The organism is Desulfoluna sp., from assembly GCF_030145185.1.
GTDB lineage: Bacteria > Desulfobacterota > Desulfobacteria > Desulfobacterales > Desulfolunaceae > Desulfoluna.
In genome coordinates this window covers 1-25156 of record NZ_JAQYWB010000077.1, presented here as the reverse complement: position 1 = coordinate 25156, position 25156 = coordinate 1, and the positions used below count along the sequence as shown (strand labels likewise).

Annotated in this window: 17 protein-coding genes and 1 riboswitch; of the genes, 12 read left to right on the top strand and 5 right to left on the bottom strand. The window is 52.7% G+C overall.

Annotation, left to right across the window (positions count from 1 at the left end):
- Positions 1–597 precede the first annotated feature (597 nt).
- A complete protein-coding gene (locus Q1Q75_RS19125) occupies positions 598–1044 on the bottom strand; it encodes a hypothetical protein (protein ID WP_300673980.1) in 447 nt (148 codons plus the stop codon).
- A gap of 424 nt (positions 1045–1468) precedes the next feature.
- Here Q1Q75_RS19125 and Q1Q75_RS19120 point away from each other — a divergent pair, with 424 nt between their 5' ends.
- The 12 genes from Q1Q75_RS19120 to Q1Q75_RS19065 all read left to right on the top strand — a co-directional run bounded on the left by Q1Q75_RS19120 (position 1469) and on the right by Q1Q75_RS19065 (position 19189).
- Positions 1469–2014, top strand: a complete 546-nt coding sequence (locus Q1Q75_RS19120) for a hypothetical protein (RefSeq protein ID WP_300673978.1) — start codon at positions 1469–1471, stop codon at positions 2012–2014.
- Between the two features lie 1302 nt (positions 2015–3316).
- Positions 3317–3407: riboswitch (cyclic di-GMP riboswitch) on the top strand.
- 41 nt (positions 3408–3448) lie between these two features.
- Entirely contained in the window at positions 3449–4135 is a 687-nt protein-coding gene (locus tag Q1Q75_RS19115; protein ID WP_300673975.1) for a DUF6160 family protein, read from the top strand.
- Positions 4136–4251: 116 nt separating this feature from the next.
- Positions 4252–5283 carry a DUF6160 family protein gene (locus tag Q1Q75_RS19110; RefSeq protein ID WP_300673973.1) on the top strand — a complete coding sequence of 344 codons (1032 nt, stop codon included), beginning with the start codon at positions 4252–4254 and terminating at the stop codon, positions 5281–5283.
- A gap of 214 nt (positions 5284–5497) precedes the next feature.
- Positions 5498–7387, top strand: a complete 1890-nt coding sequence (locus Q1Q75_RS19105; RefSeq protein ID WP_300673971.1) for a DUF6160 family protein — start codon at positions 5498–5500, stop codon at positions 7385–7387.
- Between the two features lie 175 nt (positions 7388–7562).
- Positions 7563–8393 carry a hypothetical protein gene (locus Q1Q75_RS19100; RefSeq protein WP_300673968.1) on the top strand — a complete coding sequence of 277 codons (831 nt, stop codon included), beginning with the start codon at positions 7563–7565 and terminating at the stop codon, positions 8391–8393.
- Positions 8394–8512: 119 nt separating this feature from the next.
- Entirely contained in the window at positions 8513–9226 is a 714-nt protein-coding gene (locus tag Q1Q75_RS19095) for a hypothetical protein (RefSeq protein ID WP_300673965.1), read from the top strand.
- A gap of 593 nt (positions 9227–9819) precedes the next feature.
- Positions 9820–10566 (top strand): cysteine peptidase family C39 domain-containing protein, encoded by a 747-nt coding sequence (locus Q1Q75_RS19090; RefSeq protein WP_300673962.1) that lies wholly within the window; start codon positions 9820–9822, stop codon positions 10564–10566.
- A 541-nt stretch (positions 10567–11107) separates the two neighbouring features.
- The gene (locus tag Q1Q75_RS19085) at positions 11108–12079 is read left to right on the top strand and encodes a hypothetical protein (protein ID WP_300673960.1); all 972 of its coding nucleotides are present in this window, start codon (positions 11108–11110) and stop codon (positions 12077–12079) included.
- Positions 12080–12108: 29 nt separating this feature from the next.
- The gene (locus Q1Q75_RS19080) at positions 12109–13968 is read left to right on the top strand and encodes an outer membrane protein transport protein (RefSeq protein WP_300673957.1); all 1860 of its coding nucleotides are present in this window, start codon (positions 12109–12111) and stop codon (positions 13966–13968) included.
- Positions 13928–15472 carry a hypothetical protein gene (locus tag Q1Q75_RS19075; protein WP_300673955.1) on the top strand — a complete coding sequence of 515 codons (1545 nt, stop codon included), beginning with the start codon at positions 13928–13930 and terminating at the stop codon, positions 15470–15472. Before Q1Q75_RS19080 ends, Q1Q75_RS19075 begins: the two co-directional genes overlap by 41 nt.
- Positions 15473–15502: 30 nt before the next feature.
- Positions 15503–16387 carry a hypothetical protein gene (locus tag Q1Q75_RS19070; RefSeq protein ID WP_300673953.1) on the top strand — a complete coding sequence of 295 codons (885 nt, stop codon included), beginning with the start codon at positions 15503–15505 and terminating at the stop codon, positions 16385–16387.
- A 534-nt stretch (positions 16388–16921) separates the two neighbouring features.
- A complete protein-coding gene (locus Q1Q75_RS19065; protein WP_300673951.1) occupies positions 16922–19189 on the top strand; it encodes a hypothetical protein in 2268 nt (755 codons plus the stop codon).
- A gap of 456 nt (positions 19190–19645) precedes the next feature.
- On the opposite strand, the gene Q1Q75_RS19060 is transcribed toward Q1Q75_RS19065, so the two are convergent.
- The 4 genes from Q1Q75_RS19060 to eutB form a co-directional block, all read right to left on the bottom strand.
- Positions 19646–21712 carry a methyl-accepting chemotaxis protein gene (locus tag Q1Q75_RS19060; RefSeq protein ID WP_300673949.1) on the bottom strand — a complete coding sequence of 689 codons (2067 nt, stop codon included), beginning with the start codon at positions 21710–21712 and terminating at the stop codon, positions 19646–19648.
- Between the two features lie 31 nt (positions 21713–21743).
- The gene (locus Q1Q75_RS19055; protein ID WP_300673947.1) at positions 21744–23261 is read right to left on the bottom strand and encodes an ethanolamine ammonia-lyase reactivating factor EutA; all 1518 of its coding nucleotides are present in this window, start codon (positions 23259–23261) and stop codon (positions 21744–21746) included.
- Positions 23262–23615: 354 nt separating this feature from the next.
- Positions 23616–24500, bottom strand: a complete 885-nt coding sequence (gene eutC / locus Q1Q75_RS19050; RefSeq protein WP_300673946.1) for an ethanolamine ammonia-lyase subunit EutC — start codon at positions 24498–24500, stop codon at positions 23616–23618.
- A 14-nt stretch (positions 24501–24514) separates the two neighbouring features.
- Positions 24515–25156, bottom strand: a 642-nt coding sequence (gene eutB, locus Q1Q75_RS19045; RefSeq protein ID WP_300673944.1) for an ethanolamine ammonia-lyase subunit EutB, incomplete at its 5' end; no start/stop codon positions are given.

Below are 25156 nucleotides of genomic sequence, written 5' to 3'. Positions count from 1 at the left end.
CATCACCGCGTAGGGTGCGGCTCCCGCACCTTCTACCGTAGAGAGGACCCTCAGCCTCGCAAGTTAACGATGACCACGAGTCTTATTTCAAAATGCGGTGTTTCCGGTTTACGATACGCCTGACGGTGCGCACGGCGCACCCTAGGCATCCATCCGGTACTTCATTGTAAAAATGAGGACGATACGGATTTTCATACATGGATTCCCGCCTGCGCGGGAAAGACGAAAAGCGTAGGGTGCTGTCAGACCGGGGCGATAAAGAAAAAATGGATCGCTGAATAGTTACCGAAAAGTTTAACAAACAGGTCTTAAATATATATTTCAAATTTACATCGACCCAAATGTGGATGTGATTTGGCCCGAGGAATCCGCCTACGCCCATGTCTGTGCGTCACCATTTGACCAACGTCAATGGGCTACTGCGTGACAAGCAATCCGTCTTCGCCTGCGGCTACGCCGTGACATGGGGGCAAAGCGCATTCGCAAGCAGCTTTCAAGGTGGCACACCTTGCCGCCGGAGGCTTTTTGGGGGTCTGAATAGTTACTCGAGAAACAATGAATAAGGTGTTGTGTCAAAAGGGAACCCCTTTCCACATTTCATTGCCTCAGCTCCGTCCGATGCGTCCACCAGATTTTAATCTCTTCGATATTTAAATCGGCCTGCCCTGAGTTCAGCTCCGGGGGGTACCTCCCCTTCCTGAACCCTTCAATTATAAAAGCCGCCTCATGCCCGACGGTGGAGGCCCTGCAATCCCGAAATGAGGAATACAGACTGAACACGTTGGCGCAGGGGTCCGTGGAATCCAGAAGTGCCATCAGCTGCGGCAGATCCGCCTCAGTCACCCAGGCATCCGGGATCCCGTCAAGACCAACGGTAGGACAGGGTTCATCCTTTTTGGCCTTCAACACATCAAGGGTCGCCAGGGACCCCGCCTTCCAGACAAAATCTGTGTCCGAATCCCGAGGGGCAGTCACCTGCGCAGCACAGGAGGACATCAAACAAACAACGGCGAAAAGGAGGGAAAGGCCTCTATGTGGGGTCATGATTCTTTCCTGTTCAGAAGAACCCGGCAACGTTTCTAACCGCTCAGCCAACATCCTTCCGGTTAAAATTTAAATTCCGGCACAGCAAACCGGCAGTACTGAAAACCCACTGATTTTAATCAACAAAACCATTTGACACAAAACACAACCCGTGGGATATTCAAAAGACTTTCACAACAAATTCAAGCGTCATACATCTCACAGCACATAAGTTCCTGCTCAAGATATCCGTTAAGACCTTGTCAGTCGCAGTTCTTCGTCAATTCTCATTGCTGAGACCTTTACCCGAACACCAACGGGCGCTGAGACCCTGTTTTATCCACCCGAGATTCTCTGGTGTTTTCCTGCCAGGCCATCTCGGCCAACATTGAGACATCACCTGACGGGACATCACATATTAAATATTCATTGAGGGGTACTCCAGATGAAAAAATCCATCCTTTGTCTTATCATGGCAGCCTCAATCGGTTCGACCCCTGTCGCCGCATGGGCTTACAAACCCATGTCTGAAGCAGCCCTCAAAGCCACTACAGGTCAGGCCGCCGAAACATCTATAGACAAAAGCGCCGACGAATTGCTGCAGGCCTATTATGCCCTCTTCGGCGAGACACCCCGCGACCTTCCCGAGGGAGCATCCAGTGATGAGGAGTCCCTTACCGCAGGTGGAGAATTAGGTGACCTGGGGTTCCTCAACTGGGCTTTTCGTGCCCTCAGCACCCGTGACACCACAAGAACGTCCCTCCTCGCTACCATCCAGCAGTTTAATGCCTCGGGTACCGAAGTAGTTCGCCAATTACCCAGCGTCATCATGGAGCTCCCCCATCTTGTGATCATCGCGCCCAGATCATCCCACACCATTGTGGTCAGCACAACCGATGGAAAGGAGGATGATAAAAATTTCGGAACCGTCTCCAAAGAAGCCTCCCTGATGGCGATTCAAAGCGGCATGGTCGAAATTGCCGCACACTGAGGCAAAGGTCAAAAATTATTTTTACCCTGAAGACCATGAAGGGCCTTCGGTCAGAACTGACTTTTTTTAAAATAATGGCCGAAACGATGACGAAGGCCGAAATAAATTATGTCCACACGGAAATATCAGAATCGATCTCAAACCCCAAAAACCGCACGCAAACGAAGGCTCCTCATCCCCATTTTAAAACCTAACGCAACGATTCAGCGCCTGTGGAATGACAAGAGCTTCCGGTGGTGAGGGGGCAAGTCATGGTGTGTAAGTGCCACCTACAGTGCGACGCGTGACCGCCGGTGTGGGGGCTGTGAGGTAGGGTGTGCTTGCGCACCGTGAAGTAACCGTAACGGTCATGAAAGCCCATGCACGGATTCTCTTCACGCTTTATATAATGGGCAAAAGGCGTTGGTTTTACCAACAAATGGTGCGTAAGCACACCTAGGTGGTGTCACGTAGAAGGATGTTTTCGTTCATCTGGCCGCCGGAAGTATATTGGGCTGAATAGTTACACCTGAACGAACAATCTATCCCGATTAAAACCTGCCACATCAGTACGTGCCCCAATCCATCCTCCCTGCCCCACCCCAAGAAAACCATGACAAAGAGCTTCGGCATGACCATTAAATAACAGGGTCCAAAGTCATTCCTTATTCATTCTTTTCACGCCTCGCTATCAATGATCTGAAACAAAAGAGGGGTTTACCATTTGTTAAAAAATAACTTAATTTTATTGACCGGCCATAAAAAAACCATGGTACAAAGTTCCCGTACTGACAACAATAAACCGCTGACAATCCGCGAACCCACCCCATATTCCGAGTTTATTGGCCACCCCCCAAAATGCTGACCAAGTGGTAAAACCACCCACAGTCCCACCTGATTAGCCTAAACGCCCCCCGAAGACCATTTCCGCGATATTAAAACTATTTTAGATAGAAATTACGATCGTTTATGAAATTAATCTCGAATTCTTTAAAAAAAATATTTGACATGAAAAACCGCACATGTCATACCAAGAACCATCGACGCAGATTAAAAGATAGTTTTATTATTAGAACAACGTTCATCATCAAAGCCAAACAGTAAAACACCTCATATAATTCTGTAAATTCAAAACGGTGCATTTCACTGGCGCTTCTCATCTGCGTGCTTCTCCTCCTCCACTCTCTGCCAGCACCTTACATTGTTTTACCTGTGGCGATCCTTTATTTCTAAATCTCACCTCTTTCATCGCCATACTTAGCTCTCAAAAAATACTGTTTTCTCATTTTTATACAGGTTGTACCCAGGCATACCACACCACAGCCACCGCAAAGCCAAACCCGGAGCAATCCGGGGACGGAAAGCCACGAGTCCGTATATTTTTAGGAGAAGTGCGGATCGTCGGGCCACCTCTGGCACCATCCATTCACTTATTCATTTTGGAGGTAATTGTAGATGAAGAAATCAGTTCTGTCCCTAATTGTTGGCGCTGCCATCACCATCGCCCCCATGACCGCCTCTGCCCTTTCCCCTATGACCACCGACAACCTCAAAGATGCCACCGGTCAGGCCGGCGTCAGCATCGCCCTGGATGACATCACCCTGTATCAGACCGTTGGCGAGAAGATGTACATCGACACCGACGGCGACAGCGTTGCAGGCAACGATATCGCCGCCATCATCATCAGTGGAAAAGAGACCCTCACCACTATCCGCGCCATTGCCGATCACTCCGACCGCGGCGGATTCCTGCAAGATGCCATGAGCGGCGTTGGCTACGCCGAAATTCTCCAGGGTAACGTAGGCAACAGGAGCGATACATACATTGGGATTGATGGTGACACTCTTGGCCAGGAAATCAAAATTGCCGCCCTCTCTATCGACGTTTCTTCTGCCTGTCCCGTAAGCACCAAACTGAACGACGATAATGACACAGCCACCACTGATGACGTAGCCGGCGTCATTATTGGCCTGCCTACCATCGAAATCTGCAAAACCGGCGACACTCAGGACATCGGCATCGTAGCCTGTGATGAGAACGGCGAAAAAGGCGGAAACGTCACCAAAAACTTTATCCGAATCACCAAAGAAGACAGCGTGATGGCCATTCTGGGCGGCACCCTTGAGATCGCCCCTCACTGATCCTTCTTAGACATTTGATGATAAAGTCTATCAGGCCATAAAAACTCAGCCACAGAATGATTGGCCTCTGGTCTGCCTCATGACAAATCACTCCAATACATGGGAGATTAATAAAGATGAAAAAAAGTATCTTAAGTGTAGTTCTCGGTACATCACTTATGGTTTCTTCTTCGGCCTTTGCGCTCACCGCCATGACCGATTCCAATATGAAATCTGCCACCGGCCAGGCCGGTGTCTCCATCGCCATTGATGATGTCACCCTCTATCAGAGCGTAGGCGCCACCACCTACACCGACACCGACGGTCTTACCGGAGCTTCCGACGCTGCCGGCATCGAAATCAGCGGTGTTGAGACCCTCACTACCATCCGTGCTATCCTTGACGAGGGAGATCGTGACGGTTTCCTCAAATTTGGTTATGGTGCCATTATGAATTCTGACTTGGTTTCTGGCACGGCTTCTGGTGCTGAAACACTTTTCACAAGAGATGATGGCACCACATTCGATGTTAAGGGCATGAGAACCGGTTATAAAGTTGGTACGGATGATTCCATTGGCGCCATCAAAGTCGCACCCCTCACCATCGACGTCTCCTCCAAGGTTCAGGCCCTCTCTTACGGCATGGCGTTTAATAATAGGTTGGCTGCCGTAGGCGCAATTAAATTGTGTGCTGCAGCGGGAACTAACTTAGCTGATACCAGTGAAACTGGTAAAGCTGCTGCCATCACCACTATCAAAGAGACTTTCGACACTTACAAAAAGACCACTCTAACTGATCATGAAGCAGAAATAGTGTATGACCTTGCCATAGATATGCTTCCTTCTGTTTCTGCTTTAACTGCAACTGCCATTGCTAATGCAGCTGTAGCAACAGGGCTCCCAGATGATCCCACGCAGGATGAAATAAATGAAGCAGCTGTGGCTGCTGCTCTTGGTGCTAAATCCTTTAGCACCGCCACGACTGGAATCAATGTCGCCGGTGTCGTCATCGGCCTTCCCACCATCGAAATTGCCAAGACCGGTTCCATTAAAAGAATTTCCGCTGTGGCTACCGGTTCCGTCAACGATGACAAAGCCTACATCAAAATCAAAACCGGCGCCAGCTCCCTTGCCGTTCTCGGCGGTTACATCGAAATCTGCCCCCACTGATTCTTCAGAGGGCCTATCAGGCATAGTTAGCTAATGCTCCCATGGCCCCTTCCGCAAGCCGGAAGGGGCCTGTTGTTATAATCAAACAACTCCCACAGAATCCAAACCAGGAGCAATTAACAGGCGGAAAGCGTCGAGTCCGTTTTTTTGGACCATGTGAGAAGACCCCCCTCATGAAACATTCAACAATAACATTACGATGAGGCCATTCTCCATGAAGAAAAAAGTTATTATTCTTGTGACTGCGGCTGCTTTCCTGATTCCACTCTCAGCATCAGCCCTTTCGCCTATGAATACAGACACCCTCAAGGGTACCACAGGTCAGGCAGGTGTGAGCATTGCACTTGACGACATTACCCTTTACCAGTCTGTAGGTGAAACCATATACACCGACACCGATGGTATCACCGGCGCAGCGGATGGATCTGACGCGGCAGGCATTGTCATAAGTGGCAAAGAGACCTTAACCACAATCCGAGCCATTGTCGATGAGTCCGATCGGGGGGGCTTCCTCGCCCGCAACTACGGCGATATTTTAACAGGAACGGGTGCTTTCGCAGGGACCCGAACAGGCGCGGCCCCCATTCAAGTAGCCCCCCTATCCATCGACGTCTCTTCAAGGGCCAGAACCCTGTCCGTCATGGAAATGTATAACGACATTGGAATTCATGATCAATCGACTGCACCAGATATCGCCGGATGGACCACCAACTTTATCGCGGCAGATCCCGGAGTCATCGCAAAAAACCATGTTGTTAACATTTCGATTCACTCCCTTTTTATGGCAAACTTCGATCTCTCCACTGCAAATACCAACCTTGGCACGGCAAATACCGATCTTGGCACGGCAAATACAAACCTCGGTACGGCAAATACGACCCTTGAAACGGCTGACACAAATCTTCTCGATGCGAATACCTACCTTGGCGCAACAGAGAGTGGCGTCTCTACTGCACAGAGTTCATTTAATGTTGCTGATCATACTGTTTCGCTTAGAGAGTTCGATTTTTCCGATGCGACTGCCAACGTTTCCAACGCAGAAATCGACTTTTCATCGGCAACAACAAATCTTGCGTCTGCCAATGCCATCGCCACCATTGAACAGAGCGATTTTGATGCAGCTCAGGCCACCTTTAATGAAGCAGAGGGCCTCCTCTACACGGCAGTTACCGAACGTGATGCCGCAGTGCTCGATCGTGATGCAGCACTGGGAGACCTGAATAATGCAGAGAACGACCTTGACTCGGCACTGGCAGACCTGCAGTCTGCCCAGTCCACGTTGAACGGTCTCATCCCTGGGGAGACAGGCTACGATGATGCACTGACCGCAAGAGACTCCGCCCAAGACATCTATGATGCAGAAGTTATCAACGTGGCCACAGCACACGATGTCTATGATAACGCCACAGCCACAGCCGATACGGAACAGAATGAATACCTCGCGGCTAACAGCAACTATGTATCAGCACAGTCGGTCTTTAATGTGGCACAAACGGACCTCAATACGGCAAATGACAACGTTGGTGCAGCTGCTGCCCTGGTTGATATTGAACAAACAGACCTAATCAATGCAAATACTGCCCTTGATACAGCCCAAGCCAACCTTGATGCGGCAAATTCTAACCTTACTGCAGCACAGGCGGGTCTTGCCAATGCACAGGCCATCTATGATGCTGCCGTCAATAACGTGGATGTTAGAGAAGGTGACGTAGCACTTGCAGAAGCCAACCTGGCGAATGCACAGAGCGCCGTTACTATCGCAGAGTTGAACGTGGTTATCGCAGAGAGTGATGTGGTTGATGCAGAGGATGACGTTACGACTGCAACCACCAACCTTGCCCAGGCAAACGATGACCTTGTGGCGGCCGAAGAGGCTGCCGCTATCCTGGCAGATGAAACGTTTGTTGGTGCAAAGGAGACCTCAAGTGTGGCCGGTGTTGTCATCAGCCTGCCGACCATAGAAATCCGTAAGACAGGCTCCACTCAAACCATTGGTATTAGCGCATCCGGTTCCGTCAACGACGGTAAATCCTACTTCACGATTGTTAGAGAAGCAAGTGTGCTGGCCATCCTTGGCGGAAGGGTAGAAATTGCTCCCCATTAGAAATGGCGATAAGAAAGTATAATTCCGGGTCCCTTCACCTTACCGGAAGGGACCAAAATAAAAAAGGAACAGATGGAAGTCTCATACTATGATTAAAATACTTCTCATATCTTTCATTACACTTCTTGCGGTGCCTGTGACTGTTCTCGGCTTAGAGCCTCTGTCGCAGCACCAAATGAAGCGCGCAACAGCTCAGGCCGGACTCACCATTGCCATGGAAGATGTGACCCTGTACACCTTCAACGAAGTCATTGAAATTGCCAACCCTGACAACCCTGCAAGTTATATGACGTTCAAGGATGTTGAATCTCTATCCAATTTTGCTTACGTCGACGGATACGGAGCCACCGGACTTTTCACTCTGGACGTTTTCACCGTCAACGATTCATCAAGCCCCATTGATGGCGAACCGCTTCTTTTTATAGAGGGCTCACACTGGGGCCAGACGACCTCAACCACTATCAGCAATATCAATATTTGCGGCATAGCTATCGGCTCTATGGCAATTGATGCTTTTTCAACCCCTTCATTTCACCTCTACCTCGGTGCCCATGGCAGCGGTATCGACATGGAGCTCGGGGCCAGAATTTCCATTGATAAAATCAGCTATGGGACGTCATCCACCGATACCCTTGCCCTCTCCGGAATCACCTTGGCAGATTCTTTTACGGACAATCCGTCCGACAACCTCACCGCCCCCACTACCTGGAAGGCAACCGGCGAATTCAAAGTTGGTAACATTGCCCACAATAACCCAGCGACCCTGGACGTTGCAGCAGACGCGTTGGAGTTCTGGCACCTGACCGACAAGGGCGGAACGATTTACTCCGTCCCAAACCCTCGGGCAGGCAGCGGCTTCATTGCGGTGAATATGCCCATGAAGGGGTCTGTTCGTGTTGAAAACATGGCCTTTGGCGCCAACAACTTCGGCGCGTTTGCCCTGGATAACATTCAGGCGCACAAACTCTACATAGAAATACCGGGAAGGGGCTTGGGGACACCTTGAGTAGTGAGTAGTGAGTAGTGAGTAGTGAGTAGTGAGTAGTGAGTAGTGAGTAGTGAGTAGTGAAAGGCTAAAGCCTAAAGGCTATAATAAAAAAATCTACAGGTAAAAGAGAACTCTTTATGCTGAAATCAAACATCCAAAGGTGCTTTATTGGCATCTGCTCAGCAACTCGGTCTCCTTCACGCACCGGCCGCTGTGTTCTGCCTGTTCTTATCCTGTCTTTCACTCTTTTTATCACCCCTGCTTTTGCCAAGTTGAAGCCCTTGGGAGAATCGGAGCTGAAAAGCACCACGGCACAGCAAGGGTTTACCCAGTTTGCCATGAGTAACAACACCGCCCGCATGTTTCTCGATATTCATATGGAGACCTACACCACCATCGATGCCCTTTCCGGCGGATACTACATAAAAGACAGCGGCAGTGGCCCCGCCTTGGGGTGGGATCAGCAGTGGAGCAACATCGCCATCGGAAACTCCGTTGACGACACCATGGACGTCGACGGACTGGTGCTTATGGCTGATTTTAATGACGACAACCGGCTTCAGCGCCTGGTCCTCGGGAGCAACCGGCTCCAGGGAGACCTGTCCGCGTCCTTCACTCGTTATTCAGGAACCTACAACAATGCCCTGGTTGGGGGAAACTGGGAAGCCGTTGATTTGAACCGGCAACCTGTCATCCCGACAACCTTTAATTTTGATTCAGACGGGTATCAGGAAAAAAATATGGGCCTCTACTTTGTCCTCAACATGGAGGGGCCTCATCAGGGATTACAGGTGGTGGCAGGATTTGATGAACAATCGCTCACTCCAGGGCAGTGGTGGGATAATCCATAAAAAGCGTCTTCTTAGTCCATAGTGCTTGGTTGTTCGTTGAGGAGTCGCTACGCTATGGCAGAAAAAGGCTGAAGGGAAAAAAGGACGGGTGCACTCCAGTGACAAGGGATTTCATGGGTTTCGGTGAAAATTAACCTTTGAAATAAACATGCAGACAAAAATATGTATAACGTATTCTGCAAATCGTCATATTCATAAAACCTGCCGTATCAACGACATGCACGGCATGCGCTTATGACGCACGAGGCCTTCCCCCTCCCTTCGCGCGAACGCGAACGCTTTTCAGCCCGAAGTGACGAGACCCGTATCGCATTCGCAATCCGCTTTAGAGGTGGCTCACCTCGCCGCCGAAGGCACTTTTTTCAGGAATCATGATCCGCGATTTTCCGGTCATATACCCCTGTTTCAAGGCAGAAATTTTATCTGATACAGTCGGTAAAAGGTTGATACAAAAGCGATTCCGGCCAAAAGCCACTTTACTATGACGGTAACATTGTTTATATTGGCCATTAGCGTTACTCCCATAGACCTTAAATCACACTCGCGACTTACGATCATTGCGTCTTACTTCATAACAGTAAGGGAATTAATGCATGCACGCCGCGATAGGTTTCATCCTTTGCATTTGTTTTTTCGCAGGGTTTCATCCGATAAAGGCTGTCCCGGAGGGTGAACTGAACCTTGCGGTGGGCCATGAACAGAAATTTCGCGTGCGCAAGGAGGTCTCCCCTCTCTCCGAATCGCTTTTCAAGCATATCGTCAAACAAGAGCATGATTACAGCTGCGGGTCCGCCGCCCTGGGCACATTGCTCAACTATTGTCTGGGAGAAAATCTATCTGAAACCCAGATCATCAACGGACTCATGAAATACGGTGACGAAGAACAGATCAAAAGTCTGCGGGCCTTCTCCCTCTGGGACATGCAGCAGTTTGTGGATGCTCTGGGATATAAATCCGGAGGCTTCAATGCAGAAATCGAAGATATCCAGGATTCGGACAACTGGCCGTGCATTGTCCCCCTGGAACTTTTTGGGTATCGCCATTTTGTCGTTCTCAAAGGCATTCACAAAGATCACGTCTTTGTGGCAGATCCCTGGCGCGGAAACGGGAGCTACACCCTTAACCAGTTTAAAACCATGTGGTACAAAAGCATCCTTTTTAAAGTCTTCCCCGAAAAAGAGTGCACCGTGACCAGCCTTCGCCTCAAGGAAGAAGATTTACGATTCATTGATCAGGATATGCAGCGAACCCTTATGTTCGATCTGGAAAAGCCCTTTGCTATCCCGCATGAACTGGAAACAGATTTTTATGTCGGGCCATCGCAGCGATATAAGCAATGATATCGAAGATTACAAGAAAAATATAAAAGAACCAAAAGCAATGCCTTCTATGGTTAAAGTTCGAGCCAAAAACGTGCCTCCGGCGGCAAGGTGTGCCACCTTGAAAGCAGGTTGCAAATGCGCTTTGTCCTTCGCTTGTCGCGCCGTAGCCCATTGGCGTTGTTCGAATGGTGACGCATTGACATGGGCGTATGCGGACTTGTCACGCCGGAGGCTTTTGCGTAGGCGGATTCCTCGGGTCAAATCACATTCGCCTTGGGCTTTAGATTTACCTACGATTATTTTTTAAGACCTGTTTATCAAACTTTCTTGTCGCGCCGTAGCCCTTGGGCGAAGGCGGATCAAAAGTTTGGCCCCCGGCAGGGCCGCCGGAAGCATCGCTTTTTTATACATTTTATTTTTCTCTGGCCCTTTATGGACATGGCGACTGAGATTGACTCACATGAAGGAGACTACAGTGCCAAGGCTCTTTAGATTACTTTCCGTACTGACCCTAACTTTTCTGCTCTCTTCTCCAGGGTTTTGTGAAGAATCCACCGGCGTGGATTTACTAAATAAGAAGTTACTGATCCTGGAAGAAAAGCTGCTCCAAATGGAGAAGGAGAACGACATCCGCCGAGAGCTTCAATCAACGGATGAAGAAAAAGAAGGGTCCACAGAAGACGTTCTCTCCGCTGCCGGTCGCGCTTACACTCTGATGCGGGAGGGGGCCATCGGGCTGGAGTACAGCTTCAAATACACGGGCTACTCCTACGACTCCATCGAGGACGCCTCCAGGGTCGAACACAACGCCATGCACAGCCTCACAAATGCCATGCTCATTGAATATCCCCACAAGGACAACGTCACCTTGAGCATGTACCTCCCCTATGTTTACAAAGTAAACAGTCAGACCAACGCGAAAGCCAAGGATGTCACTGATTTCGGGGATGTCTCTTTTAATTTCCAGTGGCAACCGATCAAGGCCGGGGGCGGTACCGCCTCAAAAATCATCAGCGGTTCCCTCGTCTGCCCCACCGGCAGGAGCCCCTATAAAATCGACAGCGCCACGGAGATGTCCACGGGCTCCGGCGGATATGCGGTCTCCGCCGGCCTGAACCTCAGCAAACCCATCGACCCCCTGGTGGCCTTTGGAAGTCTTAACTATCAGCACGGCTTTGATATCACGGGCCTCAATTACAAAACCGGAACCCAGGGAGAAGCTGGCATCTATCTCCGCGAGGTACAGCCCGGAGATACCTACTCCTACAGCATGGGCATCGGATACTCTCTCTCCTACAAAGTCTCCCTCAACTTAAGCTACCAGTACAGCTACTCCATGAAGACTTACTATGACTGGGTCGGCACCGATGACACCAAATCCGAATCCGCCATGTCGTCCACCTTCAGTATCGGGACCGGCTGGAACCTCTCCCCCAAGCGATCCGTCAACGTGAAGCTGAACTTCGGGCTGACCAACAATGACCCCGACTTCTCCGTCTCTGTGAGAGTTCCCTTTGAATTTGACATGTAGACGCACCTCACCCGCAGGAGAGAATCTTCTTGATCTATCATCGGAACATAATCGCCTCATCGCTGCCGAGCGCCCATCCATGGGCGTTACGACTCCTTCTTGCAGGCATGCTCTGTTCTATGATCCTGGCCTTTATCATGCCTCGCCTCGCTGTGGCTGCATTTAACGAACAGGTGGCCACCGACGCCGTGGCCCTCTCCCTTGCCAACACCGTCACCGCCGATCCCCCGGGGGTCATGTCCATCCATTACAACCCGGCAGGGTTATCCCTTCTTCCCGAAGGCCAGACCTTCAGCAACAGCCTGGTATTAGCCCATATCGTCAGAACCGGGCGATTCAACGCCGACCCGGAGTGGCCCGGAATGATGAACGGCCAATGGGGCCCCGATGACACAAAATGGCCCGAGGGATACCCCAATGCCGACGACCCCAACAGCGACCACGGCGGCCCAGACCCCTTAGACGACACCGAAGGCACCAACTCAGCCGATCAAATGTACCTCCCCTTTATCGGCCCCCTGCAGGTCCCCGTCATGCCCAGCCCCAACCTCGGCATCGCCACCCGCAAACCCGATAGCCGACTGACCTTCGCCATCGCCAACTATGTCCCCTACGGCGCCGGGTTCGTCCATGGAGACGAAGACGACCCCTACCGATTCAGCGCCAAATCCGTCTACACCCAGCACATGGTCTACGCGGCACCGTCTGCGGCGCTCCGGGTCTCAGATACCCTGTCCCTGGGAGTATCCGTGGGCTTCGCGCAACGAGCCCTGGGCGTGGAGGTGGACTTACGAACCCCCAACGAGCTGGTGGCACTCACCCGCGTTCTGGGTGATGCCACCAAAGACTTGGAGATACCCGTGGTGTCGGAACAGACCCTCCCCCCCCCCTGGCTCGGGGGAGGATTAGGCCCCTACGAGCATGTCCTCACCCTGGACATGGAGGCACGGGATGACTTTGTTCCCTCGTTCAATCTTGGACTTCTCTGGCGACCGAAGGATTGGTTCTCCTTTGGCCTCTGCTACCAGAGTGAGTCGGTTGCTGAACTCACCGGGGACTACACCTGGACCTACAGCGACCAATTCCAGAAACACGTCGACTGGAACGGTCAAACAGAGATGACCCTTCAGGGCGCTGGAATGCTGGACCTCCCCTTTATTCCGGTGGATACCCAGAAAGGAACCGTCACAGCCACCCAGACCTTTCCCATGAGAGTGCAGACGGGCATCATGATCAAACCCTTCCGCCGCCTGAAACTCCTGGCAGATCTTCACTGGGCCAACTGGTCCGTGGTGGAGGAGGACCGATTCACTTTTGACCAGAGAATTCAGATCCTGCGCATCGCCAAGCTCCTGGGCTATCCACACGGAGACAACGACTTTGTGGTGGAACGAAACATGCGGGACACCTGGCACTGGAGCGCCGCCCTGGAATATCAGGCCACCGACAGCCTGGCCTTGAGGTTAGGCTACGAAAGACGCCCCACGTCCATGAACGATGACCAGATGGACGCCCTCTATTTCCTGCCCGATGCCACCCTTTACGGGGCAGGCGTTGGCCTAAAGCTCCCCAAGGGGATCAAACTCAACCTCACCCTCGGCTTGCTGCTCGCCGACAAACTGAACGTCCCAAACAACGAAAGCACCAACCTCAACTCCACGGATTTCACCAAAATAGGCAACCATTACGCCGGCCTCGATTACGAGCAGGACGCCGCCATCTACATGGCCGGTTTTTCCATCGAGATGCCCCTCGAAGTCCAGATGGAACTGATCCACCATCAGATGGAAGCCGTAAAACATCTGTGTGGGAAACTGAACCCGTTTAAAAAGAATAAAAAGGAGAGACATGAAGAAGATGAAATACCGCCCCATGGTGTACCGAATTAAAAAGACTTATTTCTTAACACGTTTACTTCTTGCCCCCTTGCTGCTTCTGGTTGCTGAAACCGGCCTGTGTGACAACGCCGGAACGGCCGTCAGGCTGAAAGAAAAGGCTGTCTCATTAGGAAAACCACCCCAAAATTCAAAAATGTATGGGATCACCGTCAACATGCCAGACGCCACGCACATGGCCTATGCCACCCGAATCGACAATAAAATGGCGGTTCATGTTGACGGAAAAAAAGGCCCCGACTTTGACGCCATCGCCAAGGGCACCCCCATTTTCAGCCCTGAAGCAAGCCGTGCGGCCTATATCGTCTATGAAAACAAAAAAGCCTTCCCCGTCGTGGACGGGAAAAAAGGCCCGATCTTTGACGGCATCGGTGACTTCACCTTCAGCCCGGACGGCTCGTCGTGGGCATACAAGATTCAAGAAGGGAAAAAGCAGGCCGTTGTGGTAGACGATAAAAAAGGAGAGCGTTTCGACTTCATCAACGGGCAACCCCTTTTCAGCCCCAATTCCAAGAAGGTCGCCACCCTTGCCGCAAATAATAAAGAGTGGTTTGCCGTCGTAAACGGGTACAAATACGGCCCCTACGATGCCGTCAAAGAGCCGGTTTTCAGCCCCGACTCCAAACACTTTGCCTTTGCCGCCCAAAAAGGGATCTTATGGCACCTCGTCACAAACGGCATAGAGGGCAAAGGCTACGAAAATGTCACGGTGATTACCTGGAGCCCAGACTCCAACCACCTCGCCTATGTGGCCCAGGCCAACAAGATGCTTCTGATCGTTGAAGACGGCAAAGAACACGAATCCTACCAAACAGTCAGCACGCCTCTCTTCAGCCCAGACTCAAAGCACCTCTCCTACCCGGCCCAAAAAGGCAAAAAATGGATGACGGTGACAGACGGGAAAGAAGGCCCCGGATTCGATCAACTGGGCCCCTCGGTCTACAGCGGAGACTCCTTAAAATTAGCCTACGTCGGTATTAAAAAGAAAAAACCCGTTATGGTTATCAACGGGAAAAAGCAAAAAAATTACGAATCATTAGGCATGCCTGTCTTCAGCCCGAACGGAAAGCACCTCGCTTACAGAGCGTTCAACAAAGGACGCTGGCGCATGGTGTTTGATGGCAAGGAAGGCAAAAAGTATCTGGAAGTCAAACGACCAGAGTTCAGCCCGGATTCATCAAAAATAGCTTATATGGCAGTCTCTGAAGAAAAGCTAAAAATGAGCATGGTGGTGAACGAAGAGGAACAAACACCTTTTGATGCCATAGGCCGCCCCCACTTCAGCCCGGACAGCAAGGCCCTTGCCTACACGGTGCTTGTGGATGACACATGGGGGATTTCTATCAATGGCATGGTGACCGAAAATAAATTCACTGGTTTTTTAAAGGGCGTCCCCCTTGTCTATGATTCGGACACCTCACTGCATGGGCTGGCCCTGAAAGAGAAACCGGAGACGGAGTTTTTCAGGATAGAAGTGGAAATAAAATCAAAGGGGTAAAGGCTAAAACGAAAGGCAAAGAAGCCCTCTATGACAGATCTCAGACGCACTATAACAATTCTTTCTTTCTCTCTCCTGTTTCTACTGCATGCGGCCTCGGTTTTCTGCGCACCCGTGGGAAATATCGGAGATCCGGCTCTCTGGAAAGACGGGCTGTTTACAGACGCGGGGTCCTTCAGTATCTTTATCTCAGCGGAGTATGACAGCCAGGACAACACCCTTGACCCGCAACAACGACGGATCCGGTGGGACGATCCTCGCACCCAACTGGATGAAGAACGCCACTATGAACAAATTCGTTCTTCAAAGAGCACGATGGCCTGTACCGGCGGAAGACTCGGCGTGATGCTGTCGGACTCCTGGACGCTTTACGCCCTCTCCGGCGTCTGTGATACCGAACTGACCTTTTACCACACAGACACCACGATCAACTTTGGGTTTGAACTCGAAAATGACTTCGAATCCAAATCAGATTTCTATTATGGAGTTGGCACCACAGTTCTGCTGCATCAAGGGACATTTAGCAATATTCCCCTCAAACTGGGCATGGACCTAAAATACCGCAGATTCGACTTTGAAGACGACAGACTGGAGGCCGATGGCTTATTCTACTCCGCAACCCTGGACGAATTTCAACTCGCCGTGATGCTTTCAGCCGAGACAGGACGCATCCATCCCTATGCCGGAGCAAGATTATCCAGCATCACCGGGAAAGAGCACTATATAAACAGCACAGGGAAAAGCTATTATTACCCCGCGGAACACATCGACTACAGAGACGACATCACATGGTCCAAAAACATAGGTTTCGTCGCCGGTGCCTCGCTGCACCTCCTGAAGAGTTTCTCCCTGAACGTTGAGTCGCGATTCGGGGATGAAGAGGGCTACGGGGTGTCTGCCACCGTGAAATTTTAAAACGTGTTCTTGGTTCGTACGGATACCGCTTCAAGCGGCATGGAAAGGGCAAAAGGCGTTGGTTTCCCGAACAAATGGTGCGCAAGCGCACCCTGCGTGGTGTCACGTGACGGGATGGTTTCGTTCATATCGCCGTCTGAAGTAAATGGGGCTGAAGAGTTACAAAAAATTGGCCTGGTTCAAAACCAGGTTATAATTTTGAAGGGGCTGTGAAAGCACCACGGGATCCTCCTGGGCGCGCCGTGCTCCGTCGCGGCTTTTTTTTGCTGGGGCTTGCCCCGGCCAGAGTGACCCCGAAATGCTTATTATTGAACCAGGCCAAAAAATTTAACAAAACGGGTCTTAAAAAATGTCTCTGAACTAAGTTCTCTTTAAAGTTCGAATGTGATTTGACCCGAAGAATCCGCCTGCGCCGTGACATGGGGGCAAAATGCATTCGTAACCTGCTTTCAAGGTGGCACACCTTGCCGCCGGAGGCATTTTTTTGCCACTTTAACCGAGGAATAAACCATACTTTTGCAAACGGAATTTGACATGAAATTAAAAGCCTGCATTCTCTCTCTCCTCATCATCGGCGCGACGGCTTTCAACGCGCATTCGGCAACCTCCCTTTCCACAATTGCCAGATGGCCCTACACACCGGTCGCCTCCTTCCTCCACCCCTCCCCCAATGCTGTGACCTCTGGGGACCACAGCCATTATTCCGAGCCTCTGCTTCTGTGGGCCGTTGGGGATACAATCTCCATCCTGCAAAGCGACACCATGGCCCGGGTCGCCGTCTTCCGGGTCGACACAGCCACCATCATCCATGACATCCACTATGCATCCGACGCCGGCTCGGAAACTCTTTACATCGCCGCCGGAAAAGGGGGCCTGATGATTTACGACCTGTCAGGCCTGACCGAAACTCCTGCGACCACACAACCCTTACAGAAAGGGTCATTGAGTCAGGCACCCACCAACCCCGGCTCACGGGTGATTTCTGACACGGAAACAATCGCCATACCCCAAATCGATGCCAGAGGATTGGGGGTCTTTGGCGATCACGTGTTTCTGGCCGACGTCAACTTCGGCATGCGAGTCATCGACGTAACCGATCCGGACCATCCTTCGGAAGAACCCCTTGCGGCCCAGGATGCCATCCGAATGTCCGGGTACAAACAACCCGACGTCAACGGAACCTACAAAACAACGGGCGGCTATACCAACGCCACCGTCTGTGAATTCGGCGGCCGTATTTATGCCTTCATGCTCGACTATTACTACGGCTTGCGTGCCTTTGACGTCACCAACCCCGCCGTGATTTCAACGCCGGTCTCCAAGGACATGCGCAGCAATCTCCTCTACGGCTCCATCGCTTTGGTGACCGGCCTATTAGCAACCCAGGGGCCGGATGGCTCTCTTTATGCCTATGTCACAGCATTGGATACCTACGCGCAACAATCTGCGGCATTAAAACTCCGGGTCCTCTCTCCCGGCGCCGACCTGGGGGACAGCCCCATCATCACCACGGGCAAATGCCTGACCCCCGGAGATGCCACCGGCATTGCCGTGTCAGATCTTACCGGCTTTGTGGCCGATAGCGACAAAGGGCTTCAAATTATTGATTTTTCAACGCCTGTCATTAAAACCGACGTGCCCGAATACCCGATTATTGGATCTTTTGACACAGACACCCGGGGATCCTACAGCGTGACTATTAGCGGGGACCATGCATTCATGGCTGTGGCGGAGAACGGCTTGCAGAAGATCAATGTGGCCACCGCCACCCATCCCGTTCATGTACAGACCGTCACCTCTCCCATCAGCGGAGACGCGGTCATTTATGATAACAATCATACCTATCTTCTTGACGGCGACAGCGGGCTGCTCATCTTCGACTCCTCCAAGCCCTCAGAACTTATCCACCGGGGGACACTTGAAATTAGCGGCACATCCTATGATCTCGCCGTCTCAGGGAACCATGCCTATATCGCAAATGGGGAGAAAGGGCTGACCCTCATCGATATCTCCAATAAATCTATACCCATTTTGATTCCTCGTCCTCCGACGACCCCCACCGCAGATGCCGCCATGGCGGTGGCGATCTATGAAAAAGGAGTGTCCAGGTTTGCCTGCGTGGCCAACGGCAGCGCGACCCCCTACCTTCTGATCAATGTGACCGACCCGTTAAACCCGAGGGACCCCATCGCCGCAGACACCACCGGATTTACCCCCGGTACCGCCCGCGATGTCGCCGTTCACGGGGACCATGCCTTCTTTGCGGATGAAAAGGGTCTCAAGGTCGTCGACCTCTCCGACCCGACAGCCCCTGCCATCATCGCCGAAAAAGATACGACAGGTACCGCAGTGGCCGTGGCCATCTTCACCCAGGCATCCGAAATGTATGCCCTCATCGCAGACAGCACCCAGGGCATCACCATCGAAAACGTCACGGATCCCTCTGCGATCCCCGAAACCGTTGCCGTCATCCCTCCCCCGGAGACGGGCAGCTACAAACACATCGATGCACAAACCCACTTCGCCTTCGCCGTCGCAGGTAAAAACGGCCTCACCGCCTTTGACCTCACCGACCCGGCAAACCCCGAAACAGCCGCGTCATACCAAACCAAAAGCAGCGCGGAGCAGGTGTCGGCCTTTGTAAAAGACGACCTTCTCTATACCGCCGTGGCCGAGAAGTACCATGGACTCGTCATAAATAAGGTAAGCGAAACGTCAAAGCAGGAACCCAGCACGCCCCTAGGAAGCAGCACCTCATCATCATCCTGCTTTATCAACAGTGCGTCCCGTGATCTTTTTTAAGATAAAAAAAGAAAAAGCCTCCGGCGGCAAGGTGGCGCCACCTTGAAAGCGAGTTTGCGAATGCGCTTCGGCTGTCGGAACTCTGAACACCTCGCGTCCGCATTCGCGTGAAGGATGATGGGTTAGAAAATTTTGCACAAACGCACGGAACGGCGTGACGCGTTGCCGACGGCATGGGGGATGTGTGAGGTAGGGTGTGCTTGCGCACCGCCGAAGAACCGCAGCCGTCATAAAGGCTCATGCCCGGAGGATCCTCGCGCAGCATAAAGAAGCGAAAGGCAACGATTATACCGTAGGGTACGCAAGCGGACCCTACGGTATAATCGTTGGGGGATTTTTCCTTCGTCTGAAAATCAGTAAAACACACCGTAGCAGAAACGGCTCAAATGTTTGACCTCCGGCAGGCCTGCCGGAGGCTCTTTCCCTTTCGCAAAACCTGAATCGTTCCCCATATTTTTAAATCTTAAACGTCTCCACCACCTGCTTCAGCGTCAGGGCCATGGAGGAAAGCTCTTCGGCGCTGTGATGAACCTGCCGGCTGCTGTCCGAGATATCACCGGCGTTGGTGTTCACCTCGGTGATCTCCCGGGTAATCTCGGTGACTCCGGTGGTGCTCTGGGCAACCATCCCGCTCACCTCCTGGATCCCTTGAGAAGCCTGAGTGATATTGGTGGCGATCTCACGGGTCGCCACGGACTGCTCTTCCACGGCGGTGGCGATGGTAGAGACGATGTCGTTCACCTCGGTAATCACCTGGGTCACCTCCTCAATATCGGCTATCGTCTCTCCGCTGACGCTCTGTATACCGTCCACGCGCTCTTTAATATCCCGAGTGGCATCGGCAGTCTGGTTGGCCAGGGCCTTGATTTCGTTTGCCACGACTGCAAACCCTTTGCCGGCTTCTCCGGCCCGGGCGGCTTCAATGGTAGCGTTCAAGGCCAGCAGGTTGGTCTGCTCGGAGATCTCGCTGATGGCTTCGGTGACAGACCCGATGGCAGCGGCCGCTTCGCCCAGGCGGCTCATCTTCTGTGAGGCACCGTCGGCTCGCTGCACCGCTTTGCTCGAGATGCTCCGGGCCGTCTCAGACTGTTTCGCCACCTCACCAATGGTCGCGGTCATCTGCTCAGCGGCGGTGGCCACCATGTCACTGTTTCCAGAGGCCTGTTCCATGGAAGCAGCCACGCCGTTGATATTGGTCGTCATCTCTTCGGCAGCGCCAGACACAGAGGTGGCTCGCTCGGAGGTGTTATCAGCTTGAGTGGATAGATCCCCGGCCACGATGAGAAGGGCTCCTGAAGCCCCTTCCATGGCGCTGACCTGCCCTGACAGGTCCCCGATGATCCCCTGAAGCTTTTCGATAAACTGGTTAAAGCAGCCAGACAGCTCCCCGATTTCATCCTGGGTGTTCACGGGGAGACGCAGGGTAAGATCGCCCTCCCCTTCCGCAATGTCACGAAGTCCATCCACCACGCCCTTGATGGGACGGACCACAAAAAAGATCGAGAGAAACCAGACCACCCCCACAAGGGAGAGAAACCCGATCCCCCCAATGAGCATACTCGTATTTCGAAGCCCCCTGGCATCCGCGAGGACCTTATCAATGGGAATCACGATCCCGATGGCCCACGGCGTTCCGGTTTTTCCCACCTCAATGGGCGCAATAATCTGGTAGGTCGCCATGCCCCCGTTCACCGCGTCCCGCACCATGGAATAAAATTGTCCATTTTTGAGCGCCGCCATAAACGGTTCATAATGTCTGTCCGTGATCACATCGCTGGCATTTTTCCCGACAACCTTCGGGTTCGGATGGGAGACGATGTAGCCTGCGTTTGACACCAGATAGCCGTATCCCGTCTCAAAAGGCCTCACCTTTTCCATCATCTTCCCAAAGGTCTCCAGAGAAATATCCACCGCCACCATGCCGACAAATGTCCCGTTGACCATAATAGGCGCCACCACGGTGGCCATCAGAACATCCTTGCCCCCCACCGGGTAGACATAGGGTTCGGTGATCACTTCCCGGCCGGTGTTTTTCGGAATCTGATACCAGCCCTCGGAATCAAAATTGACCAGGGGCTCCACAGCGATCACACCGGTTCCCCGGTTCCAGTACGGGACAAAGCGGCCGGTCTCATCGTGGCCTTCGTCCCCGATAAAATCCGCATCCCGACCATCCAGGGCGTTGGGCTCCCAGCAGGTGTCGATGGCGATAAATTCAGGATTCTGTCGAAGCACATTCTTCAGCATGGCATTAATCTGGCCTCGATTCGGGACCTGGCCCCCCATCTTGGTCCCCTCAAGGGTATGAGCCATCGTACGCGCAACAGCCATGGCCTTGTTCAACTCGGCCTGAACCATATAACCATGGTTGAGAGCCACCTCATGGGCTTTCTCTTCGGCTTCGACGCGAGCCATTTTTGATGCATTAACCGTAATATAAGAAATGCTCGCTGTATACGAGAGCAGCACCACACCGCAAATACTCAAAATCATCTTCCCACGAAGACCTAATTTTCCCGCCATCCCACGTCTCCTTAAATCAACAAACCATTCACTACATCTGGCGCGTTTCAAAAACCAGGGTCTTGATCACCACGGGCACCACCGTGCCGCCTGCCATAGATCGACCAATATCAATATAATCGCCCTCCCCAACCTCCAGCTGATCCACACAGATCACCTGGGCCGTTGGGTTCAGAACCCTCAAACTCTGTCCAAGGACTTTTCCGCTGTCCTGCTCCATAACGACAATGACGGGCAACCCGGCACGCACCACAAGGCCCAAACCTTCCAGGATCCCCCTGGCCAGTGTCTGGACACGTTTGTAACTGAGGTACTCGCTGCCCTTAATCCCCACAGCCACATGCTCCAGGGAATCCTCTTCGTAGAGGTTCTTCACGCTCTGCCGTACCGCAGCCGCCACGGCCTCTTCGTCTTCTGGAATTCCATCTCCAAAAGGTATCACCACCGGAACGTTCTTCAGTGGCAGGCAGGTGTCGTCCACCACAATGGTGCTGCCGCTCACGTCCACGGTCTGGGCACCGGCCCCGATCACCGTGGCCCGAATCGTCTCCGTTGGACGAATGAGGGTAAGCCCTGCTCGTTGAAACACCTGACGAACCTGATGCCCGAGCATCGGCCCGATATCCCCGTATCTTGCAATCTCTTCTACGGTGTCACACGGCGAGGTGGTGTAGGCGTGATCCGCCACACCGCCTGAAATCATCACGCAGGACACCTCCTCATCCAGACGAAGCGGTTCCGTCATCATCAGAGTCTGCTCAAGACCCGTGAGCTGCGATGATTTGAGGGAATTCAAGACCACCTCGGCCATGCGGCGACAAATCACCTCCAGGGTCATAGGATCCACAGAATCTCCCTCCCGCAAGGAGAGGCCTAAATCGTCGAGCACACGGGCCATGGGCTCCGTAATCTGTTGGATCTGTTTTTCCGCCCCATTCACCCGCATCAACCGTCCACCCACATTGATACAGCAGCTGCCGATGGCCTTTCCGCTTTTGAAGATGCCGATGTTGGCCGTTCCGCCCCCGATATCGATGTTCGCAACGGTCTTAAAATGAGTCCGGGAATAATCTGACGCTCCGGACCCACGCCCTGCGATGACCGACTCCAGCTTCCCGCCCGCCGTGGCCACCACAAAATCCCCGGCGTATCCGGCCAGCTCGCCGGAGATGCTCCTGGCGTTCTCCTTTTTGGCGGTCTCGCCCGTGATGATCACCGCCCCGGTGTCGATCTCCGACGGGGACATTCCGGCCAGGGCAAATTCCTGTTCAATCAAACGGAACACTTTTTCCGTGTCCACCAGATTGCCCTGGGTGATCGGCGTGAAATGAATCTCGCTCCGATAGACCACCTCCTTGTCCGTGATCTCCATGCGCGGCACCAGGGTTCCCGGCGCCGTATTCTTCACGGTCAGGCGACTGATCACGCACTGGGTGGTAGTGGTGCCGATATCAATCCCCACACTGGTTACCACCTCGGCGACGCCAGACTCCTCGGCACCACTCAGGTGGGCTGAATAAAGAGAGGCTATTTTAGGTTTGTCGGACATGGTATCCCTTTCACTATCGTAAAATCACAGACGAAATCGTGGCACCCTTAGCCACGGACGACGCCCTCGGCAAAAGCTCTCCCCCTGAGAAACAAAGGGTGAGGGCCTTCGTAACCCGCTTTCAAGGTGTTTTTTGCTACCATGGCGTCGCCACCCTGCCGCCGGAGTTATTCCGATTCATGTCAACCCGTGAATTGACACGAAAGAACCGGCAGCTCATGCGCTTGCAACAGACGATGCACGCCCTCATCCTTCGCGCGAATGCAAATGCGAGGTGCTGAGAGTACCGACAGCCACATCGCATTCGCAAACCCGCTTTCAAGATGGCGCCATCTTGCCGCCGGAGGCTGCTTTTTACCCCTTCAATGCCTCAGCCAGAGCCAGGCCACTGGCTTTATGGGCAATCATCTTCTTAACCACCGTGGCCATATGGGCTCCGGCTTCGGCCGGAGGAGTGCCACCTTTCTGGATATTGGAAACAATGGTGCGATCGGCTTCCACGGTTTTTGCACCCGCCTTGTAAACCATGTAGGCGCTCATGCTTTCAGCGGTAATAAGACCGGGACGTTCCCCGATGAGTTCCACCACCACATCGCAGCCCAGCAGGGCACCCACTTCATCCATGACCCCCACACGTCCGTACTTAACAAAAAAGGGCGTGCCCACAGAGAGGCCTTCGGCTTTAAGTCCCTGAATCAAAGCGGGGACCGTATCTGAGATGTTGGCTTCAATGGCGGTGGAGCTTAAGCCGTCCACCACAATAATCTGGACCTGAACACCTTTTTCGCATTTTTCGGCCAGGGTCTTTTTGGCCTCCTCACTTAATTTCTTCCCCAGCGCGGGCTTCATGAGGTACTCGTCTTTGTCCTTCACCACCGTCTGAACCGCGAAAAGGCCGTTTTCTGCCAGACAGTTCTCCGAAACATCCAAAAAAACCGCATCCACGGCCGCGGCATGGTCGGCCTGAAAATGAAGAAAGGAGTGGGTTTTCTGACGGGCACCACACCGCCCCATAAGAATACGGGCCGGTGTGGATTTTCTCATGGCTTCCAGCGCGGCCCTGTTTTTAGGGGTGTCCACCCCCACCTCGTCCAGGGGTGCCAGGGTGACCGGCGCATCACTTTCACGCCCTGAAAAAGTAGAGACGGTTTCAGCAGCAGCGGTGGCCCGAGTCCCCGTGATGACCCCCTCTTGCACCAGTTTATTGATGACGCTTTCGATCAATGCTTGTTCATTCATCTCGCATGCTCTCCTTATTTGTCGAAGATAGACGGGTCCCCGGCCTGTTCAGTGAGGCAGCCCTCTTCCATGATGCCCCAGCGCTCCAGCCATTTTTCAAACTCGGGGGCCGGCCTCAGGGCAAGAATTTCGCGTGTGGCGGCGTCATCGTGATAACTGGTGTCCTGGTAATTGAGCATGCAGTCGTCCCCGCCGGGGACGCCCATGAAAAAGTTCGACCCGGCCATGGCGCAGAGCATGGTGCCCAACTCCTGATCGTCCTGATCGGCCTTCATGTGGTTGGTATAACAGGGTGCGATCCCCATGGGGATCCCGTGCATCTTACCCATGAAGAGGTCTTCCAGATCAGCCCGGATCACCTCTTTGCCGGTGTAGATCGTTTCGGGACCAATAAACCCGGAGACGTTATTGAGCATAAAGGGATTGTAACGGCGAGCCATGCCATAGCAGCGGGACTCCAGGGTCATGATGTCCACACCGTGATGGCAATCAAGGGAAATCTCAGACCCCTGACCGGTTTCAAAGTACATCACATTGGGGCCGGTGGAGGTGCCAAGCCGCAAGGCCATCTCACGGGCTTCGTCCAGCATGGCGACGGAGATACCAAAGGCCTCATTGGCGGTCTGGGTCCCGGCGATACTCTGGAACATCAGATC

Coding starts and splice junctions, on each gene's coding strand:
- Q1Q75_RS19125 (WP_300673980.1), bottom strand. CDS start 1,044: ATGACCCCACATAGAGGCCTTTCCCTCCTTTTCGCCGTTGTTTGTTTG.
- Q1Q75_RS19120 (WP_300673978.1), top strand. CDS start 1,469: ATGAAAAAATCCATCCTTTGTCTTATCATGGCAGCCTCAATCGGTTCG.
- Q1Q75_RS19115 (WP_300673975.1), top strand. CDS start 3,449: ATGAAGAAATCAGTTCTGTCCCTAATTGTTGGCGCTGCCATCACCATC.
- Q1Q75_RS19110 (WP_300673973.1), top strand. CDS start 4,252: ATGAAAAAAAGTATCTTAAGTGTAGTTCTCGGTACATCACTTATGGTT.
- Q1Q75_RS19105 (WP_300673971.1), top strand. CDS start 5,498: ATGAAGAAAAAAGTTATTATTCTTGTGACTGCGGCTGCTTTCCTGATT.
- Q1Q75_RS19100 (WP_300673968.1), top strand. CDS start 7,563: ATGAAGCGCGCAACAGCTCAGGCCGGACTCACCATTGCCATGGAAGAT.
- Q1Q75_RS19095 (WP_300673965.1), top strand. CDS start 8,513: ATGCTGAAATCAAACATCCAAAGGTGCTTTATTGGCATCTGCTCAGCA.
- Q1Q75_RS19090 (WP_300673962.1), top strand. CDS start 9,820: ATGCACGCCGCGATAGGTTTCATCCTTTGCATTTGTTTTTTCGCAGGG.
- Q1Q75_RS19075 (WP_300673955.1), top strand. CDS start 13,928: ATGAAGAAGATGAAATACCGCCCCATGGTGTACCGAATTAAAAAGACT.
- Q1Q75_RS19070 (WP_300673953.1), top strand. CDS start 15,503: ATGACAGATCTCAGACGCACTATAACAATTCTTTCTTTCTCTCTCCTG.
- Q1Q75_RS19065 (WP_300673951.1), top strand. CDS start 16,922: ATGAAATTAAAAGCCTGCATTCTCTCTCTCCTCATCATCGGCGCGACG.
- Q1Q75_RS19060 (WP_300673949.1), bottom strand. CDS start 21,712: ATGGCGGGAAAATTAGGTCTTCGTGGGAAGATGATTTTGAGTATTTGC.
- Q1Q75_RS19055 (WP_300673947.1), bottom strand. CDS start 23,261: ATGTCCGACAAACCTAAAATAGCCTCTCTTTATTCAGCCCACCTGAGT.
- eutC (WP_300673946.1), bottom strand. CDS start 24,500: ATGAATGAACAAGCATTGATCGAAAGCGTCATCAATAAACTGGTGCAA.